The organism is Desmonostoc vinosum (assembly GCF_059505385.1).
Genome location: NZ_JCACKM010000144.1, coordinates 1 through 17,579 on the forward strand (window position 1 = coordinate 1; position 17,579 = coordinate 17,579).

At 38.9% G+C, this 17,579-nt stretch carries 15 protein-coding genes and 1 pseudogene; 11 read left to right on the forward strand and 5 right to left on the reverse strand.

Going from position 1 to position 17,579, the window contains the following annotated elements:
• Positions 1-140: 140 nt before the first annotated feature.
• Positions 141-461 (reverse strand): TMEM14 family protein, encoded by a 321-nt coding sequence (locus AC5JMF_RS20780; RefSeq protein WP_495797612.1) that lies wholly within the window; start codon positions 459-461, stop codon positions 141-143.
• Between the two features lie 78 nt (positions 462-539).
• On the opposite strand from AC5JMF_RS20780, the gene AC5JMF_RS20785 reads away from it, so the two are divergent.
• From AC5JMF_RS20785 to AC5JMF_RS20815, 7 genes and pseudogenes are all read left to right on the forward strand, one after another.
• Positions 540-1,901 (forward strand): ATP-binding protein, encoded by a 1,362-nt coding sequence (locus AC5JMF_RS20785; RefSeq protein ID WP_495797613.1) that lies wholly within the window; start codon positions 540-542, stop codon positions 1,899-1,901.
• A 26-nt stretch (positions 1,902-1,927) separates the two neighbouring features.
• Positions 1,928-3,208 carry a tellurite resistance TerB C-terminal domain-containing protein gene (locus tag AC5JMF_RS20790; protein ID WP_495797614.1) on the forward strand — a complete coding sequence of 427 codons (1,281 nt, stop codon included), beginning with the start codon at positions 1,928-1,930 and terminating at the stop codon, positions 3,206-3,208.
• Between the two features lie 172 nt (positions 3,209-3,380).
• A complete protein-coding gene (locus tag AC5JMF_RS20795; RefSeq protein WP_495797615.1) occupies positions 3,381-4,709 on the forward strand; it encodes an ATP-binding protein in 1,329 nt (442 codons plus the stop codon).
• A gap of 134 nt (positions 4,710-4,843) precedes the next feature.
• Positions 4,844-4,924, forward strand: a pseudogene (locus AC5JMF_RS20800) (XRE family transcriptional regulator); the annotation flags it as partial.
• 262 nt (positions 4,925-5,186) lie between these two features.
• Positions 5,187-7,160 (forward strand): MASE1 domain-containing protein, encoded by a 1,974-nt coding sequence (locus tag AC5JMF_RS20805; protein WP_495797616.1) that lies wholly within the window; start codon positions 5,187-5,189, stop codon positions 7,158-7,160.
• Positions 7,161-7,163: 3 nt separating this feature from the next.
• Complete coding sequence (locus AC5JMF_RS20810) at positions 7,164-8,456, forward strand: hybrid sensor histidine kinase/response regulator (RefSeq protein ID WP_495797617.1); 1,293 nt, start codon at positions 7,164-7,166, stop codon at positions 8,454-8,456.
• Positions 8,457-8,479: 23 nt separating this feature from the next.
• Positions 8,480-10,648 carry a DEAD/DEAH box helicase gene (locus AC5JMF_RS20815; protein WP_495797618.1) on the forward strand — a complete coding sequence of 723 codons (2,169 nt, stop codon included), beginning with the start codon at positions 8,480-8,482 and terminating at the stop codon, positions 10,646-10,648.
• 228 nt (positions 10,649-10,876) lie between these two features.
• On the opposite strand, the gene AC5JMF_RS20820 is transcribed toward AC5JMF_RS20815, so the two are convergent.
• The 3 genes from AC5JMF_RS20820 to AC5JMF_RS20830 all read right to left on the reverse strand — a co-directional run bounded on the left by AC5JMF_RS20820 (position 10,877) and on the right by AC5JMF_RS20830 (position 12,789).
• Positions 10,877-11,056, reverse strand: coding sequence for a hypothetical protein (locus AC5JMF_RS20820; protein WP_495797619.1), 180 nt, complete (start codon positions 11,054-11,056; stop codon positions 10,877-10,879).
• Positions 11,057-11,521: 465 nt separating this feature from the next.
• A complete protein-coding gene (locus AC5JMF_RS20825; RefSeq protein ID WP_495797620.1) occupies positions 11,522-11,707 on the reverse strand; it encodes a DUF8622 domain-containing protein in 186 nt (61 codons plus the stop codon).
• A gap of 5 nt (positions 11,708-11,712) precedes the next feature.
• On the reverse strand, positions 11,713-12,789 hold the full coding sequence (locus AC5JMF_RS20830; protein WP_495797621.1) for a PIN/TRAM domain-containing protein: 1,077 nt from the start codon (positions 12,787-12,789) through the stop codon (positions 11,713-11,715).
• 245 nt (positions 12,790-13,034) lie between these two features.
• On the opposite strand from AC5JMF_RS20830, the gene hemW reads away from it, so the two are divergent.
• Complete coding sequence (hemW, locus tag AC5JMF_RS20835; RefSeq protein WP_495797622.1) at positions 13,035-14,213, forward strand: radical SAM family heme chaperone HemW; 1,179 nt, start codon at positions 13,035-13,037, stop codon at positions 14,211-14,213.
• A gap of 36 nt (positions 14,214-14,249) precedes the next feature.
• On the opposite strand, the gene AC5JMF_RS20840 is transcribed toward hemW, so the two are convergent.
• Positions 14,250-16,484, reverse strand: a complete 2,235-nt coding sequence (locus tag AC5JMF_RS20840; protein ID WP_495797623.1) for an ATP-binding protein — start codon at positions 16,482-16,484, stop codon at positions 14,250-14,252.
• A 200-nt stretch (positions 16,485-16,684) separates the two neighbouring features.
• On the opposite strand from AC5JMF_RS20840, the gene AC5JMF_RS20845 reads away from it, so the two are divergent.
• From AC5JMF_RS20845 to AC5JMF_RS20855, 3 genes are read left to right on the forward strand one after another with little or no spacing between them, the layout of a single operon-like run.
• Positions 16,685-16,921 (forward strand): DUF5615 family PIN-like protein, encoded by a 237-nt coding sequence (locus AC5JMF_RS20845; protein ID WP_495797626.1) that lies wholly within the window; start codon positions 16,685-16,687, stop codon positions 16,919-16,921.
• A 55-nt stretch (positions 16,922-16,976) separates the two neighbouring features.
• On the forward strand, positions 16,977-17,201 hold the full coding sequence (locus AC5JMF_RS20850; protein WP_495797624.1) for a DUF433 domain-containing protein: 225 nt from the start codon (positions 16,977-16,979) through the stop codon (positions 17,199-17,201).
• Positions 17,198-17,542 (forward strand): DUF5615 family PIN-like protein, encoded by a 345-nt coding sequence (locus AC5JMF_RS20855; RefSeq protein WP_495797625.1) that lies wholly within the window; start codon positions 17,198-17,200, stop codon positions 17,540-17,542. Before AC5JMF_RS20850 ends, AC5JMF_RS20855 begins: the two co-directional genes overlap by 4 nt.
• Positions 17,543-17,579 lie beyond the last annotated feature (37 nt).

The following is a 17,579-nucleotide window of genomic DNA, read 5'->3' on the forward strand; positions in this document are numbered from 1 at the left end:
CGCTTAGAGCGACACAGGAGCGTCGCGTCATTACGAATTACGAATTATTTAATACACTTGTACTATGATAGTTAATCAAAATAAAAAAATTTATACCAGATCAAAAAACAGCAAGTATAGTTTTTGCCGAGAGATTAACCTTACTTAAGGGTAAAGATTTGATTGATTGTTACCACCAATGCCAACATTCCCAAAATAATCATCAATCCCGCAGGTATGAATTTGCGAGTTTTAGCTAAACGAACTGCAAACACAACCACTAAAACCGCAGTCACGCAAGCAGCCAAAATCAAAGCCCAAGTTTGTCCTTGCATTTGCAAGTAGGAAGCAAAAATGAGCAATAGACCGCTAATAGTACCACTGAGTAGCGAAACTTTACTATTAGCTTGCATGTAGCCAATTATGCCACCAATAATTGCCAAAATACCGTAGATAAGAGCAGCAATTATACTCAAGTTCATTGTTAAAACCTATGTAGATATTGATTTTCTTGCTAGAGTCGGCAGACAATTTACCATAACTCTTCACTCAATTGATTAATGGATAATCAAGCGATGCCTACGGCAAATACTTCGCCCTACTCTAAGGTTCAATTCCTCCAACGCCAAGCAGCGTCACTTTTACTGTACCAATCGCTTCTGAAAAGCGAAGTGGGGAGCGCATTTGTTGATTTGTTGCAAGCTATACGTTACACTGATGCCGATGCTCAAAGTTGCCTGCAAGCCTACGGCACTTACTTCTGTGCTTTGGCTACTAAAAATCAAAACTGGGAAGAATATTTAATTACTCAAGTTCTGCTTTGTGAGAATCCCTTTACAAAGCTTGCTCAGCAGCAAGATTTTGAGGATTTACCCCCAGCCTTAGTCACAGCAGTTCAGCATGATTTACAAATATTGCAGAGTCTCTATGAATGTAGCACTGCTGCCTTGAGCGAGTGGGTACAAGCTGTAGCCCATCTGCCGATTTCACCCGTGGTATGGTATCAAGAGTCAGAAGGAGTAAGAGGCAAAACAGAATTTATTACGTCTTTGCAACAATTAGAAAATTGGGGTGATGCTGTTAAAGATTTAGCAGCTTACTATCGGCAATTTGGCTCAGGTATATTTGCAGAGTATCGTGCTTTACGCTGGCAAAATAGACAGTTTGTTGGTATTCCTGAGCCTGATCGAGTGAAGCTGAGTACACTTGTTGGTTACGAGTCTCAGCGCGATACTTTGCTCAAGAATACAGAGTTTTTGTTATCAAAACAGGTAGCATTACATGTACTACTTTACGGTAGTCGTGGTTCTGGAAAATCTTCTTTAGTCAAAGCTTTGTTGAATGAATATAGCGATCGCCAGCTGCGATTATTAGAAGTAGCTAAATCGGATTTAAAAGACTTACCAGAAATTGTAGAACAATTGCGGAGTTTGTCACAAAAATTTATTATTTTTGTCGATGACCTTTCCTTTGAAGAAGATGACGATGCCTTTAAATCGCTGAAAGTCGTTTTAGAAGGTAGTTTGACCGCTAGATCACAAAATGTAGTTATCTATGCTACTTCCAATCGTCGCCACTTAGTTCGGGAATTTTTTGCAGATAGACCTGCACCTAAAGATAATGAAGAAATCCATGCCTGGGATACGATGCAGGAAAAACTTTCGTTTAGCGATCGCTTTGGTCTAACATTAACCTTTGAGCCAGCTGATCAAAAGACTTACTTAAAAATTGTTCGGCATTTAGCAGCACAAGCCAGCATTACTATTAACCAAGAAGATTTAGAATATCAAGCATTACAGTGGGCAACTCGTCACAATGGGCGTTCTGGACGTACAGCAAGACAATTTGTGGACTTTCTAAAAGCAGATTTAGCAATACTTGGTAATAATAACAACATATCTGACACGGAACCAAAAAATTAATTCACTAATTATTAACAACAAGCAATATGCAATCAGCAATAGTGAGTAATCGATTTATTCTAGGCATAATTACCTTTAGTGTAAGTTTTGGTCTGAGTCTCGTTCCTAACTGGGACTTTAAACAGGCATTAGTCACAGGTACTATTACTGTACTTGCCACCTATGCAGCAGCATTATTTGTAGATAGACGACGCCGAAATCATGAGATGCTTGTCTTAAATTCGCTTCACAAGCATATTAAAGAGATGGAGGGATTAAAATCTCGCGTTGTCAGAGAAGTTAACCAAGTTGAAGAACAACACAGTTTATTATATAAAGAATCCAAGCAACTGCAAAATCAAGTGGCAGAATCTCGTAATCAAAGAGATAGTTTGCACCGAGAATTAAGCTCTTTCGCCGGACAAAGAAAGCAATTAGAAGCAGAACTTATTAATCTAACAACCGAACTGCATACTCTAAACAATAATCAAACAGAACTTAACGATTCACTTTCTAGCCTAACAGCAGAAAAACGCCGTTTAGAACTGAATTGTAATGTATCTCGTGCTGAACTCGCTCAATTACAAACTCAACTATGTGAACTTCAGCAAGAAAAACAAGAACTTGAAAGCAATTTAACCTTGCTAGGTAGATTAAAACCACAATTAGAAGAAAAATTATACGAATTGCGAATTAAAATTCAAGACTTAGAAGTTGAAGCAAACAACAAAAATCAATTACTTGTATCCACAACAAGCAAGCGAGAAGACCTAGAAGCTAGCTTGAATTCTTTACAAACTCAACTAGCAACACAACAAACCGAATTAAAGAATTTACAAGGACAAGTTTCCTTACTCCAAGAAGAACGAGATTTACTCCAAAATCAAGTTTGGGAATTACTTCAACAAATAGAAATACTTAATCCAGAACCAATACTAGATAATACACAAGAAGATGAAATTGATTTATTTCCTTTTTCAGAACTACTTGAACCTTTAGAATCGATAGGTGGTCAAGTCATTGCATCAGAAAACTTACCTCAAGAATGGATTGACTTACTCAAAAAGCTTCCACAACAGGAAATTCAAGTATTAAAAGCTATAGTTGAACAGGATAACCCTAACACGACCATCAAAAAAATTGCCGAAACAAATATCACCATGCCACATCTATTAATCGATTCAATTAATGGACGTGCTAATGATACAATTGGCGAATTAATCATCGAGCCAAACACAGAAACTCCAGAAGTGTATCAAGAGTATATGATGAACGTCAAAAAAATGATTGCTATGTATGAAGACCTGGTAACTAGACGCACTTTATGAAATTAACAGCTTTAATTAGGTAGGGAGTGGGGAGTAGGGAGTAGAGAATAAGTCTTTTTTAGAATGTACTGATTTTTTTCAAAAATCAAATAAAATTTCTATAGTAAGGTAAGTAAATAAATTATCTATTGGCTACACGCTTCTGCGTAAAAAATAAAGTGAGAGATAATACATGGCAAAGTTCAAAATCTCGAAAAAAATATCTACTGCTTTAATTAATTCGCTGAGTGCAGGGGTAGTACCCAGAGTAGGAGTTGAACATATAGCAGTAGGTCGAGAAAAAGAACTAAAAAGCCTGTTGCAAAATCTAGAAGACATTGGGGAAGGTGTAGCAGCATTTCGCTTTATAATTGGTAACTATGGTTCTGGAAAAAGTTTTTTGCTACAACTCATTCGTAGCCGTGCTATGGAACAGGGTTTTGTAGTAGCTGATGCTGATTTATCTTCTGAACGCCGATTAGCAGGAAGCAATAATGAAGGTTTAGCAACTTATCGGGAATTGATGAGTCGCTTAGCTACAAAAACTCGTCCTGATGGTGGTGCTTTAGTTGCAGTTTTAGAAGGATGGATTAATAAAATCCAGCAAGAAGTAGTTACAGAAACTGGGATGTATCCCAATGATAATGGTTTTGATGACAAAGTAGAATCGAAAATTAGAGAAGTAGTTCAATATATTGAAGACTTAGTACATGGATTTGATTTTGGCAGTATTATCATTGCTTATTGGCGTGGTTATCGCTTAGATAATGATGAATTGAAAAATGCTGCCATGCGCTGGTTGCGAGGAGAATTTACAACTAAAATTGAAGCCAAAGCAGCCTTGGGAGTGCGTGTTATTATTGATGATGAAAGTTGGTATGATTATATTAAATTATTAGCTAAATTTGTCGCGGAAATTGGCTATAAAGGGCTTTTAATATTAGTTGATGAAGCTGTAAATTTGTACCAGATATCTACTACAGTCACACGCGAGAAAAACTATAACAGACTCCTCGCTATGTTTAACGATACCATGCAGTGCAAAGCAGAGCATCTTGGTATTGTTGTTGGTGGTACAACGAAATTTTTAGAAGACCCAAATCGGGGACTATTTGCAGATCAAGCATGGCGAAGACGTACAAAAGAAAGCCGATTTGTTGCACAAGCTGGTGTTCAAGAGTATTTGGGGCCAGTAATTCGGCTTAACCCATTGACTGAAGAAGAGATAATCACACTTTTGCAACGTTTAACTGAAATTCATGCTGTCAATTTTGGCTATGAAAAAACTTTGACAAATAGCAATTTACAAGAGTTTGTCAAAGAAATTGTCAATCGCTTAGGTGCAGAAGCATTACTCACTCCAGGAGAAATTGTCCGGGATTTTATGAGTGTGTTAAATATTCTTTACCAAAACCCCAAAATTGTATTTACGGAACTAATTCATGGTTCTAAATTCCGGCTTACTGTTGTGGGTAAAGATGCAGATATAGATGAGGATGATGCAGCACAATTTAGTTTGTGATCCTAGTTCTCATGATGGGGAGTGGAGGAAGATATTTGTATGCCCTTGTTATGTACGTTTTTTGGTAAAACCGCCCCTAACCATAGAACAAAATTGATGATATTGGGGCTAAATGAGCAATGGTGCAGAAACTTACGCGGGGCAAGATAGGGATTCAGGTACTGCGCCTTTTGAAACAGCGCAACCTTAAACAGCGTAAAATCACCGAACTTCTGGTACCTAAAGGGTGATGTATTGTTTCAGATTGAATCAATCTGTGTGTATTAGTTACAAACTAGTATAAATCGTTATATTATTTGTTTTTTCGGGCAACATTTTATATGGGTGTTGCTGAATCATTGTAGTGATGCCTTCAAGGGTAGTCTTCTTTTAAGGTGACAATTAGGGAAGAACTTGCCAAATTGGGTTATTGCTAAATTCAGTATTGCATCTGCTAAGGCTCAGCAGTTAATCAGGAGACCTAACTGAAGAAGAGTGATGCAAAAAAGTTCCAATAAATGGACATCTAAACTTATTGCCGATCGCACAATAATCATAACAATACTGGTGCTTCCAGTCATTCACTTCTGTCTTGCCAAGTTATCAGTAGCGATCGCTTTTAAAGATGGTACAGCGTCAGTTTGGCCTTCGCCAGGGGTTTATTTGGCTGCTACCCTTTTAATAGGATACCGTGTTTGGCCAGCTATTTTCCTGAGTGAGCTGATAGTTAACTGTACAATTTTTTACAATAATTTTCTGATTAGTACGCTGATTTCTCTCAGTGATGTAAGTGACCCTTTAATGATGGCTTTCTTAATTAATGGGTTGATTCGCGATCGCAATTTGCTAGATAATGCACAAAATGTTTTCAAATTTATAGTATCAATAGTACCTTATCCCGTTATTAGTACTACTTTTGCGATTACTGTACTCTGTATCAGTGGTAACGCTCCTTGGGCAGAATATGGACAGGTTTGGCGGACTTGGTTTACAGCAATTCTTGCAGGCACCCTGATTGTTACACCAATGTTGGTGGTGTGGTTTCAAGAAAAACAGCAACTACAACTTAATAAACACAAAGCTATCGAGTTTACACTTCTATTATTTTCGTTAGTAATAATTGCGCGGATAGCTTTCTGGGGGGAGTATCCTGTTGAGTATATGATGATTCCCTTACTGATTTGGTCAGCTTTTCGGTTTGGACAACGGACATCAACCCTGCTTGTGATTACGATCTCCGGCATAGCAGTGTTTGGCACAGCTAGCGGTTTCGGGTCTTTTGCAAGAGGCTCAATCACAGAGTCGCTTCTGCTATTACAATCGTTTATTTGTGTAATTGCCGTCACCACCTTTGTTTTATCTGCAATCCTCAACGAAAACAAAAAAGCACAAGCCCGACTGAGAAAGGCAAAAAATAAATTAGAACAACGAGTAGAAGAACGCACAGTGCAACTTAAAGAAGCTAAGCTTGCTGCTGACGCAGCCAACCAAGCTAAGAGTGAATTTCTAGCAAACATGAGCCATGAGTTACGTACACCCCTCAATGGTATTCTTGGCTATACTCAAATTCTGCAACGTTCTCAAACCCTAACAGAGAAAGAACATAAGGGTATTAACATTATTTATGAGTGTGCTGACCATCTCTTAACCTTGATTAATGACATCCTTGATCTTTCAAAAATTGAAGCCCGAAAGATGGAACTTTACCCACATAATTTTCCATTTTTAGCTTTTCTGCAAGGCGTTGTAGAAATTTGCCGTATCCGGGCTGAACAAAAAGGAATTGATTTTACATATCAACCAAGCAAGCGACTCCCCATGAATATCCACGCTGACGAAAAACGTTTGCGGCAGGTTTTAATCAATCTCTTGGGTAATGCTATCAAATTCACCGACGAAGGCGGAGTGATTTTTAGAGTTGAGGTTATAGAAAAACGTCAAGAAAAACTACCAAAAGTTCGCTTTCATATTGAAGATACAGGAGTAGGTATGACTCCTCAACAGGTGCAAAAAATCTTCCAACCTTTTGAACAGGTTGGCAGTAGTGAAAAGCAAGCCGAAGGTACAGGATTGGGATTAGCCATTAGCCAAAAAGTTGTTTCTCTGATGGATAGCAAAATCAAGGTACAAAGTCAGCCAGGAATGGGTACTATCTTCTACTTTGAGGTAGAGCTAGCACAGACAGAAGAATGGGCACAAACGTCTGTTATTGTTTCCGATGTCGATGTTTTAACTACTAATAACCAGGATATTTCAGGATCTGAAATCGTTATCCCTCCTGCATCTGAACTATCAACCCTATATGAAGCTGCCCAACGTTGTGATATTGGAGATATCCAAACAGAAATTCACCGCATACAAGGATTAGATCCTAAATATATTCCCTTTGCTGAACAGATATTAGTGCTAGCTGATGAATTTGAAATGGAAGCGATCGCTTGTTTATTAGAAGAACATATTCAAGGTAATTAAAATATGCAAACAATACCCAAAAACTCCATTTTAATTGTTGATGATACACCCAACAATATCCGCATTTTATTCGATATACTACATGAAGCTGGGTTTAAAGTTTCGGTAGTTAAAAGTGGTGAAATGGCATTGGAAAAACTATCATTTATCCAGCCTGATTTAATTTTATTAGATGTGATGATGCCTGGAATTGATGGTTTTGAAACCTGCCGTTGTGTAAAAGCAAACGAAACCACCAAAGATATTCCTGTAGTATTTATGACAGCTCTTTCTGAAGTTGAACATAAAGTTAAAGGCTTGCAATTAGGAGCCGTAGATTATATTACCAAACCAATTCAAGTTGAAGAAGTTTTAGCCAGAGTCAATGCTCACTTAGCGCTGAGAAATACGCAAATTCAATTACTGCAAGAAATTAGCGATCGCAAACAAGCAGAAACTCAACTCCAGCAAACACTAACAGAATTACAGCACACTCAAGTACAGCTGATTCAGAGTGAAAAAATGTCCAGCTTAGGTCAATTAGTTGCTGGTGTTGCACATGAAATCAATAATCCCGTTAATTTTATTTATGGCAATCTCATCCATGTAAAACAATATATTGAAAATCTCTTGAGAGTTTTACAATACTACCAAAAATATTACCCCACACCTGAGCCGGAAGTAAAATCCGAAATCATTGCTATTGAACTAGATTACATCATCGAAGATTTGCCAAAATTAATCAACTCAATGAAAATAGGGGCAGAACGAATTCGAGAGATTGTAGTTTCTTTACGAATTTTCTCTCGCTTAGATGAATCTGAAATGAAATATATTGATGTTCATGAAGGTATTGATAGTACACTGATGATTCTAGAACATCGGCTTAAGAGCAATTCGAGTAATCCTTGCATTCAAGTTATCAAAAAATATGGGAATCTGCCTCAAATAGAATGCTACGCAGGACAAATCAATCAAGTTTTTATGAATATTATAAATAATAGTATTTATGCTTTAGAAGAAGCTAAAAAATATCGAGAATTTACTCCAACAATCACAATTTGTACAGAGATTATTGCCAGCGATCGCATCAAAATTTCTATTGCTGATAATGGCCCAGGAATCCCAAAAGACTTAGAGCAAAAAATATTTGACCCTTTCTTTACAACCAAACCCATTGGTGTAGGGACAGGCATGGGATTAGCAATTAGTTATCAAATTATCACTCAAAAGCATCGTGGCTCATTACGATGTATCTCGCACTCAATAGGTGGCACTGAGTTTGAAATTATTATCCCCTTAAAACAAACTCTATAAAACTAATCAAAGCAAACTGCTATATGAGCGATGCATTCAAACAACTTGCACCCTTTATTCAAGAATATATTTATCATCACCAATGGACTGAATTACGACCAGTTCAAATTGCTGCTTGTCAAGTTATATTCAACACCGATGCTCATTTACTAATCGCTGCTGCAACTGCTGCGGGGAAAACGGAAGCAGCATTTTTGCCAGTTTTAACTCTATTACATAATAACCCTGCCACTACAATAGGTGCATTGTATATTAGCCCCATCAAAGCCCTAATTAACGACCAATTTGAACGCCTAAATCACCTATTAAAAGAAGCAGAAATACCAGTTTATCACTGGCATGGTGATGTTTCTCAAAGTCATAAAAATCAGCTTTTAAATCGTCCTCAAGGCATTTTGCAAATTACACCAGAATCTCTGGAAAGTTTGTTAATTAATAAAAATCATGATTTAACTCGGCTATTTGGCGCTTTACGATTTGTAATCATCGATGAAATTCATGCGTTTATGGGTTCAGAACGTGGTTGTCAAATTATTTGTCAACTACAACGTTTAGCAAAATCAACGCAACAACAACCCAGACGCATTGGTTTATCAGCAACTCTTGGCGATTACTCAATGGCTGAAGCATGGTTATGTTCTGGAACTGACAAACCAGCAATCACCCCCCAAGTAGAGGCAGGAAAACGTCAAATAAAACTAGCTGTAGAACATTTTTTTATTGCTAATGACTTAGAGCAATCAGAGATTACAACTCACGAACAATATATTTTTAATCTCAGCAAATCTCGCAAATGTTTAATTTTCGCCAACAACCGGACACAAACTGAATCGATAATTGCATCCTTACGCAAAATTGCCTCCGAACAAGCACAGCCAGATATATATCATGTCCATCATGGGAGTATATCTGCTAGCTTACGGCAAGCGGCTGAAAATGCTATGCGTGAACCAAATAATCCATCTGTGACTGCTGCCACACTAACGCTAGAATTAGGTATAGATCTTGGTTATTTAGAGCGAGTAATTCAGTTAGAATCGCCCTTATCTGTAGCCAGTTTTTTACAGCGGTTAGGACGCAGTGGAAGAAGAGGTGAAGCCGCTGATATGCGCTTTGTATGCGCTGAAAATGAGATTTTATCAGAAGCTTCTTTACCAGAGCAAATTCCCTGGCAGCTTTTGCAGTGTATTGCAATTATTCAACTTTATTTAGAACAACGTTGGATTGAGCCGATCAAGCAAATCAAATATCCCTTGAGTTTGCTTTATCATCAGACAATGAGTATTTTAGTAGCAGCAGGTGAAATGTCACCAAATACTCTAGCTAAACAAATTTTTAGTTTGCCACCATTCACTGCTATTACTCAAGAAGACTTGCGAATATTGCTACGTTATTTAATTGATATTGACCATATTCAGAAAACTGAACAAGGTAAATTGATTGTAGGTTTATCTGGTGAAAAAATAGTTAGGAAGTTTCAGTTTTATGCTGTATTTGCTGAGCAACAAGCATATATTGTTAAGCAAGATGCAACAGAAATTGGCAGTATAGTAACACCGCCTCCAGTTGGTAATCGATTTGCACTAGCGGGTAGAACTTGGGAAGTGTTAGAAATTGATTTGAGAAAAAAATCAATTTTTGTCAAACAAGTAGAGGGTAAAGCTACTATTTATTGGCGTGGTGGTGGTGGCACTATCCACACAAGAGTTTTGCAAAGAATGCGACAAGTTTTACTTGAGGATGTAGAATATAGCTACTTGCAAGAAAATGCTCTACGGCGTTTACAGACAGCCCGCAAACTAGCACAAAATACTGGATTAAATCAACAAAATATTTTGCAGTTAGAAAAAGGCAAATGCTGTATCTTCCCTTGGTTTGGGACTATCGCCTATCAAACCTTAGAGAGACTACTCAACTCTTTTTGTCGGGAATCTTTAGAGATTACCAACATTGGTGGGATGAATCCTTATTATTTAACAATCAAAATAGGTAAAGATAAGTTTAAACATCTTTATCCAGAAATTGTTTCCTTATGTCAACAAAGAATCACGGCTGAAGATTTAATAAATTCTTCAGAAGCACCCGAAATCCAAAAATACGATGCATTTATTCCTCACTCGCTTTTAAGAAAAGCTTTTGCTAGCGATCGCTTAGATCTGGATGAACTTAGACAGCAAGTAGCAGGTTGGTAAGTTGCTGTTTCTCAGGGGTTTTTAGCATTTTCTTGATAATTTTGCTGTGCGATCGCGCATTTTGGGCAACCAGAAAAATTCACCTAGAGACTTGGTTAATTTCACGCTTTTTTCTAGGAGAGTCACAAACCCTGCTGATGCTTTGCCATTCCTGCAAACAACACCCTACATCTTTGTTTTCCATAACTGAATTAAATCAAAGTTATATAGAAATTCTCTGGGAGTTGGTTATTTCTCTTGTTGCTGGGTAATAAACTCTTCAACGTTTTCACTAAGGAGTTGCACAGTACTACCAATATTAGAAATTTTACGTTGTAACTGCTCTAATAGTAAAACTGCTGCTTGCAGTTCATTTAGTGTTTCAGATATGGTCTCACGATATTGTGATTCAAAATTGTCTAAATTCATAGTTCGATTGCCTAAAAAGACGATAATTGATGACAAGTTCAATCGTAATCATTGTGTCTAAGTTACTAAATCCGTTAATTCGCTTAATAGTAGATATTCAATTAAAAATCAGCAAGATTGCTGACTAATTTAATTTTTTAATATGTTTCTTTATGAGTAATTTTTAAAAATAGATGCTATTCAGTAACAAAAATATAAAGTTAGCATACCTATGGAGTTGCCTTGCTACTTAATAGGCGTTTTTAATTTTTTAATATGCTTCTTTATGAGTAATTTTTAAAAATAGCTGCTATTCAGTAATAAAAATATAAAGTTGGCATACCTGTAGAGCAATTAATTTATCACGTTTGGCTAAAGCGTGAAAGCTTACTGAGGGATAACCGCTCCCATGCTCCCATTGAAGTAAGAAGTAAATGTCTAGATTTGTCTAAATTTTACATAGCAGTGAATCTACAACTTGATTGATTATCTGCTTTTTTGAGCTTTCCAAGTCCCACCATAAATATAAAACGGGTTGTTTTCACTGATAGTAGGCCAACACCCAAGACAAACAAAAATCCACTTGCCTTTGTCTTCGCGCTTTACCCTATACAAAATCGGTGCAGTCAACCTGCACCGATCGCATAATTTAACTCTAATTCTACCCGCCATTTGGTTCACGCCAATGCAGAAGCTTGGGGTTTAGCAAAAATCATTCTTCCTGCTGAGGTTTGCAAAGCACTGGTAACTACTACTCGCACTTCACCACCTACATAAGCGCTACCTTCTTCAACAACAACCATTGTGCCATCGTCCAAGTAGCCAATTCCCTGACTGGGTTCTTTGCCTTCTTTGAGAATTTTCAAATCTAGGTTATCACCAGGCAAATAGGTGGGACGAACAGCATTTACTAAATCATTGACATTGAGAACGGGTACTTTTTGGACGCTGGCAACTTTAGATAAGTTGTAGTCATTGGTAAGCAGAGTACCACTAATTTCTTGAGCGAAGCGTACTAACTTGGCATCGACTGTAGAAATATCTTCGTAGTCAGCAGGGTTAATGAGGATGCGATCAGGGTAAGCTTCTTTGATGCGGTTAAGAATGTCTAGTCCTCGCCGTCCTCGCACCCGCTTTTGGTCTTTGCTAGCATCAGCTACTTGTTGCAGTTCCTGTAATACAAACTGTGGAACAATAATTTGCCCTTCCAGAAACCCTGTCTCTAATAGTGCTTCAATGCGCCCATCGATAATACAACTAGTGTCTAGCACTTTAGTATTGGCAGGTTTTAACGTCCCTTCCACTACCATCGTTTCTACGGTGTTGGGATTGATAAACCGTAATAAGCCGCGTCCGTGGGTATCTGCTAGGTTCATACCTGTAACGGCAAGTATGATACTGCCAACAACGGCTACTAATGGCTTAATAAAACTAAAATCCGTGGGAATGGGTAGTAAAAATAGTGGGGCCAGCATCAAATTCGCGAGCAGTAGCCCAATCACTAAACCGATGGCACGAGTCAAAATCACTTCTAGAGGCATATCTTTGACTTGGGCTTCTAGGCGGCGATAGGTCGCCTGAAAACTCAGTCCGACTGCACCACCGATAATAGCGGCAAAGACAGCAACAACTAAGCGTAATGCTTCGAGATTTGTCACCCGATCTAAGGTTCCATTGGGTAGCAGTTCAATGCTATAGAACCCTACTCCCGCCGCTGCCAGGATAAATGAGAGAATAATAATGGCATCAAGCATGGCTTTGTTTTTTCCTGCGACTGTGTAACCGATAGAGCCAAGGATTTTTGATTTCTTCGGTTAGATATAATATATATTGACTTACACTAAGGGTTTAGGCAGGCAATATCTGCAAACATTATAACTAAAGACCTTTGCCTTAATATTTTTCATTGTTTTGTTAGAAAAAGATAAAAAAATGTAAACAAATAAATTCTTTCAATTATTGGTAATTTGCAGTTAAGCTAACTTAATTCTTGTTCACAATGAGGCAAAACGCTAGTAATTCTGGTATTGCAAGTTCTGCTTATATACATATTCCTTTTTGTAGAAGACGTTGCTTTTATTGTGATTTTCCGGTTTTTGTGGTGGGCGATCGCTTGCGTGGCGAGACCTCTAACGCTATATCTCAATATGTAGAAGTGCTATGTCAAGAAGTTGCCATCACACGAGCCTTTAGTCAACCCCTCAAAACAATTTTTTTTGGTGGTGGTACTCCTTCATTGCTGTCAACAGAGCAATTACAACGTATTTTAGGAGTGTTAGAAGGTCATTTTGGGATTGCACCTGGAGCAGAAATCTCTATGGAAGTTGATCCCGGCACATTTGATTTAGCACATCTAGCTGGCTACCGCAGTGTTGGGGTGAACCGGGTTAGTTTGGGTGTGCAAGCATTTCAAAAAGAATTATTGCAACTTGCTGGGCGATCGCATTCGGTCGAAGATATTTTTGCAGCTATAGAACTAATCCACCAAGTCGAGATTCCCGAATTTAGCATAGACTTGATTTCGGGATTGCCGCATCAGTCTTTAGATCAGTGGCAGGATTCCCTGAATAAAGCAGTTGCGATCGCACCTACTCATATCTCCATCTACGACCTGACAATTGAGCCTGGAACAGCCTTTGGTCGTTACTACAAACCAGGTTCTCAGCCTTTGCCTACCGATGAAACCACAGTCAAGATGTACCAGATGGGGCAGCAAAATCTGACTAGTGCAGGTTACGAGCATTATGAAATCTCTAACTATGCCCAACCTGGTCATCAGTGTCAGCATAACCGAGTTTATTGGGAAAATCGTTCCTATTACGGCTTTGGCATGGGTGCAGCGAGTTATATTGCCACGAAGCGCTTCACTCGTCCGCGTAAGACTCAAGAGTATTATCAATGGGTGCAAACAGGGAGTGTGATTGATTGTGAAGTTACTCCAGAAGCAGAAAGATTATTAGAAACTTTAATGTTAGGGTTGCGTTTGGCGGAGGGTTTGAGTTTAGTTACTTTAGCAGAGGAGTTTGGGGAGGCGAAAGTGGAGAAAATTCGCTGGTGTTTGCAGCCGTATGTTGAAAAGGGTTGGGTTGAGGTTGTGGGGGGGAGAGTGCGATTGAGCGATCCCGAAGGGTTTTTGTTTTCTAATGTGGTGTTGGCTAAGTTGTTTGAGAGATTTTAACGAAAACTGGCGGCAAATTATGCCAAACAAAAAACATCAGCTAATTTCTCTTTGCCAGAGGATATCTGTAACGCGTGTGATCCCGGCTTTGAGATGGCGGCGATAGGTGCTGAAGGGTAAATCGAGTAACTCTGCTGCTTGTTCCTGGGTGGGAGCAGGGTTGAGGTAAGTTCGATATATGGCACGGTAGAGTTTTTCATCACGGGGGCATGACTGTAAAGATTCTACGGTTTGTTTGACCAAAGTTCGTAAAGCGGTGATGCGATCGCGCATCATATCTGTATTTACAACTTGTTCTTCGACTTGACGCGAGAGTGCTTCGTACACGCTTCGTGATCGCATTAAGGGATTATTCTGCAATGCATCAGGACGGGTAAAGTTACGCAACGCATCTTGGACAGCTTCTATAAATTTTGGCTGACTCAAAACTAACAAAGGTTGACTGACTGGAGCATTATCTGGGGATTCTCCAGTAGTTCCTACTTCTCTTTGTGCTAAAAGTTGCTGCCAAGCTACAGGCGATACTACTCGCCAATCATGCCCATAAACCCCATACTGCCTTTCCTCAACGGTAAAGTCCGCTTTTGGTAGTCGTGTCATGTCGAAGTAGGTTAACATTGATGCCCAAGCATCTGCGTCGGCGCATGGTAAAAAAGTATACGCCAATCCTGAAGTTTTCTGAAAATACTGGACAAAATTAATAAAAATTAAACTTTGGGTGGGGGAAACAGCTTGATAGGTGTCCCGTGCCATCCAAAAGCGGAAAAGAGTTGCACCTTCTTGAGGACGTAATGGTGCATGGTTTTGCAGATATTGCCAACAAGCAACTGCACCGGGATCAACAGTCAAATCTTCATCAGTTGCGGTATGCAATTCTACTATCATGGCGAATCCGGCTGGTTCGGAATGCGAATCTCGAAATACGACTACATTTTGTGGTTGGCAGTTTAACCAGTGATCGGCAATTTTTGCTGATTCTTGTCCTTCGTATTGTGCCACCATCGCCAGTAAGGCTATTTTGTCAGTTTCGCGCAGCGAGTCGGTTAATAAACTACTATGCTCACCCCAAGTGAAACGGAGTCGAATTGCTGGGTTATCCCGATGCAAGAACATGTAATCAAATAGCACGCGATGCTTTTCTTGTCCTTGGGTTTGACCTAAGCGTATAGTGTAATATTGACGCGCCCGATGGTGTAATTCTGCGTAAAGTTCTGGATTACGCCAACGCAAGTCCGCAATTAACACTTCTCTTGCCAAATCATGGACAAATAAACCTAATTGTCCTGATTCAATAATCGAGAGTCCGCGCAACCACTCAAATACACTGTGAATATCAGGTGTATTTTCACTCTTACCTTTAAATAAGGAGGGATTTGAGCTAGTTGCCACTTGAGAATCAGTTGAGGGTGAGGAAATATTGTTGTCTGTTGCTTCAGGGGTGGGAGAAATATCTAACAACTGTACCTCACCAGCCAATATTTGATTGAGTAATGCTTCGGTAGTCAGCCGTACCACTGCACAAGCTTGTAGCGCCATGCGGTGTAAGGGTGTTGGTACTGCTTGCACAAATCTTTCTAACAGTGTTTTTACAACATCGGGTGCAGATTCTGCTTGCAAAGAGAATTCCTGTGCTTGAGCAAATACATCAGCAACCAATGATAATGCTAGAGGATGTCCGTGGGTGAAATCTAAAATTGCCTGATGTTGTTTTGCAGGAATATTTCTGCTAGTTAGATAAGTCTGGCTTTCCTGGGAAGTGAGGTTTTGTAGGGGTAAAACGTGAATTAAAGCTTGCCAACCCGGATCGCTACGCCAAGGATATGAGGGGGGATTTCGCCCAGCAAACACAACTAGGGTATTAATTGATATGTTAGGTAAAAATGCTTCTCGCAACCATTCGTCTAGTTGACTGATCGCTTCGTAAGTATCAATTAAAATCACATTGCGTTTTTGTTTGGCAGCTAACACATCCAAAGGTGAATCTGTTTCATTTAATCCCATCAATGAGCGCAACGTGCTAATAAAAGATTCGGGAACGGCTTCTATGTTGCGTGCTTCTACGTAAATAGTGGCGATTTTTGACTGTTCACAGATACGTAAAAACTGCTGCATGAGGGTTGTTTTACCCACACCACCAGGGCCAAAAACGTGCAAAATGTGAAAAGGTAATTCTGGAGATGCGATCGCATCTTGAAATAACTCCAGTTCCGGCAGACGTCCCACGAATCGGCGATTTCGTTCTGCACTTAGTCGCTGCATGAGAGATGTCATTGGCATCCCTTCCTTAAGTTTTGCGTAGGATTACTGATTTTTAGTATGAACTATGATTTCGACAATTGCCCAATCTGCTTTGATAAAGTTAACAAGTTAAGGGATGTGGTTCGACTCTGCGGTAGTTGAATCTCGACTTTGCTCGATTACCGCGTAGCCGAAACTCACCAACCGGGGGATAAGAGAGTGAAAAATAAATAATTACGAATTACGCTGCTCAGTTACCGACTCGATTGGTGAAGCTGCTGCAACAGGCTGACTATGATACCATTCACACTAGAAATTTACCTTTACAAAATGCAACGACAGATGTTGAAATTAACACTATTTCTATGCAGCAAGAGCGTATAGTAGTAACTAAAGATAGTGATTTTCTGGATTCTTTTTTGATTTCGCTAAAATGGTGGGAATTAACTGTTTTACTTAGTCATTACTAATATTGTATTAACTGTCTAATTTTTTTTGGATTTTCAAGAAGGAGAAAGAATCCTGATGCAAAATCGAATAAATATTCATCCAGAGATTTGTAATGGACGACCTGTTATTGCTAACACTCGAATTACTGTGCAAACGGTTATGGAATTTTTAGGTGCAGGTGATTCCATCGAAGAAATCCTTGAAGAGTATCCCTCTCTGGAACGAGAAGATATTTATGCTTGTATGCAATTCGCGGCAAAGTTGATGGCAAATCACTACGAAGTTAGAAAAATTGCATGAATGGATTTTTATTTGATGAAAATCTACCTTCTAAAATCCAATTTACCCCATCTTTTCCCATCATCCATGTTTCAATATTAGGTGATAGTCCGAGTGATACCCAGATATGGCAGTATGCAAAAGAGAAAGGTTTGGTAATTGTTACCAAAGATACAGATTTTTCAGATCGATTGATGCTTGATTTGTCTCCATCAAAAGTAGTGCATCTACGCTTTGGAAATATGCGAAAAAGTGAATTCCACTCGTTTCTAGCCCGTGTTTGGCCACAAATTGAAGATTTAGTTTTGGATTACCAAAAACATGGGTTTAAAGCCTCGCCCTTGAAGGGCGACTTTGCTTAATTGAAAAATAATTTGAGTTTTTAGCTTCATATTTTTG